This window comes from Prevotella sp. CAG:592, assembly GCF_000436015.1.
GTDB classification, from domain to species: Bacteria; Bacteroidota; Bacteroidia; order Bacteroidales; family Bacteroidaceae; genus Prevotella; species Prevotella pectinovora.
The window spans coordinates 1-2,225 of record NZ_FR892499.1; the positions used below are offsets into that span (position 1 = coordinate 1).

Consider the following 2,225-nt stretch of genomic DNA (forward strand, 5'->3'; position numbering starts at 1 on the left):
TCGCTCACCACCTGCTGAAGTCCGAAAGTGTCTTTGCCTATTCTTATTATATAAATGAGGATGACTCCGAGAAGGGTGTAGGCAAAAGTTCGACCAAGGGTATAGAGCACGCCACTCCACAAGATTCCACGACGAGCCCTTTGCTGGTCATCATCGCACGCCATACAGCCACGAGTAATGTAACCGACTGCCGTGACGTTGGTGGCTAACGGACAAGGACTCAGTGCAGTGAGCAAACCGAGGAGAAAAGCAGTAAATACTGGCACCTGGCTGCTGTCAAGGAGATGGTTGAGAAAGTCCATAGCCAGTTATTTTACGGCCTTCATGACCTTGTTTTTTAGTTGAGAACAGAACTCCTTAGCATTGCTTCGGGCATTGGCAAAGGCGAAGCGGGTGAGGTCTTCTGCACCATTCGGCGTAACGACGAAGAGTGAAGAGAACGTCACCTTGTATTTCTTAGCGAGCTTTTTGCCATCGGGTGTGGTGATGTCGATGATGCGAAAAGTTACCTTGCCTTTTTTGACGAGCGAGGAGAGTTCGCCCTCAACGAGTGCTTTCGTCTCGTTCTCGATGGCGATGCACGTAATGCAACGCTGTTTGCCGTGGAAATACAGGATCTCTACAGGTTGCTGAACCTTAACTGCATTTTCTGTCTTTACTTCGGCAGATTTGTGGTTAGCATTGCAAGAGCTTACACTAACGGCTGAAAATAATGCAGCCAGAATGATGATTGATAATGGTCTCATATGATCTTTGTCTAATGGTTGTTACTTCAAGATTGCCAGCAGTTCTGCTTCGTTCTTCTGCCCACGGGCAACAACCTCGCCATCGACCACGAGAGCAGGAAGCGACATCACGTTGTACTGCATTACCTTCATGATGTCATCCACCTTTTCGATGGTTGCGTCAATCTGGTTGTTCTTTACTACCGCCTCTACTAGAGACACATACTTCTGATTGCAAGCACATGAGCTTACAAGTACTTTAATCTGTTTCATAACTTATATAATTAATTATTGTTTATAATTCGCAGAACAACGAACATTTTAATTCTAAATATACCCTCGAAGCGAACCGCGAGGGTATATTTAGGTCAAAGAGTGTCTGTTGCAAGTGGGTGGTTATCGGCAACAACCATCATTCTTCTCGCTGAGTTCCATATTGAAGAACTCCGAGAAGAGTTGGTGTGCATACTGCAAGTTCTCGCGATTGATGCAATACTTCACCTTAGGGGGTTCTATCTCACCTTGTATGAGTCCTGCTTCTTTCAAAGCTGTAAGATGCTGACTTACTGTAGCCTTTGCTATAGGTAACTCCTCGTGAATATCACCAAAATAACAAGTGTCCTGTTTCGCAAGGAACTTCATGATGGCTATGCGTGCCGGATGTCCGAGGGCCTTAGCAAAACCTGCCAAAGTTTCCGTCTTGATGCAATATTTCTTTTCTTCCATGCTTAGATGTATCTTGAATTTGTTCGCAAAAATACAAACAATATTTTGATCTACCAAGGATTGTTCGTAATTTAACAAATGATTAACATTTTTGTAGGGCTAAATCAGTCTGTGTTTATCAAAAAGTATTAAAAAGTGCTCCTAATTGCGAGGATAACTTGCCATTTAGAGCATTCCATATAGTCAGGCATAAAATGTCAGCTGTCCAACAATTAACAATAGGGCTCATTTTCTCACTTTTAATAGCAATCGAAACAGTAATCAAATGACAACATCGGAAAATTTCCGTCCATTTCCATGTTAAGATTTGTTAAGCAGATGTTTTCATTTTCGGATAAAAGTAATTCTTGTTTCTAATTTGTTTCTTTTGCAAATTTTCGGCTTTAGTTAGTATTGATAATCAGTACTTTACAAGAAATCAGTAAGATTATCAAGAATAAGATTATAAAGGATGTAAGTGCATTTGTTTTATGGTGGTCTCGTGCTAACTTATCTATTATTCTCTGATCTTATCAAGCTAACTTTTCGTCCCTGGCATCTTCTTATACACGAATCCTTAACCACCAGGGAAGTAAGCTTCGAAAACCGTACAGAGGAACTGGGCAATATCCTTACGCTTCTTGCCAATCTTGAAGAATGCGGAACTGGCATATGCCATGAGGTCGGCCTGGCAGCACTTGGCACAGCCATCAACGACAGCGCAGCACCAACATACATAAACCTAATCTTTGCCTTGTCGCTTATGGGCGATATGCCCACAAACAAGGCAAGGAC

Annotated in this window: 5 protein-coding genes; 1 reads left to right on the forward strand and 4 read right to left on the reverse strand. The window is 42.4% G+C overall.

Translation table 11 applies throughout. The annotated features are described in order from the left end of the window. From QVO99_RS01370 to QVO99_RS01385, 4 genes are all read right to left on the reverse strand, one after another. A partial coding sequence (locus QVO99_RS01370) for an urease accessory protein UreH domain-containing protein (protein WP_288176851.1) occupies positions 1-302 on the reverse strand: 302 nt, incomplete at its 3' end. 6 nt (positions 303-308) lie between these two features. Continuing rightward, positions 309-746: a nitrophenyl compound nitroreductase subunit ArsF family protein gene (locus QVO99_RS01375; RefSeq protein ID WP_022315795.1), complete on the reverse strand. Its 438-nt coding sequence runs from the start codon at positions 744-746 to the stop codon at positions 309-311. 21 nt (positions 747-767) lie between these two features. Beyond that, positions 768-998: a thioredoxin family protein gene (locus QVO99_RS01380; protein ID WP_022315796.1), complete on the reverse strand. Its 231-nt coding sequence runs from the start codon at positions 996-998 to the stop codon at positions 768-770. A gap of 123 nt (positions 999-1,121) precedes the next feature. Next, on the reverse strand, positions 1,122-1,451 hold the full coding sequence (locus QVO99_RS01385) for an ArsR/SmtB family transcription factor (RefSeq protein WP_287072867.1): 330 nt from the start codon (positions 1,449-1,451) through the stop codon (positions 1,122-1,124). 457 nt (positions 1,452-1,908) lie between these two features. Here QVO99_RS01385 and QVO99_RS01390 point away from each other — a divergent pair. Further along, positions 1,909-2,225: hypothetical protein (locus tag QVO99_RS01390; RefSeq protein ID WP_288176853.1), on the forward strand; the 317-nt coding region annotated here is incomplete at its 3' end.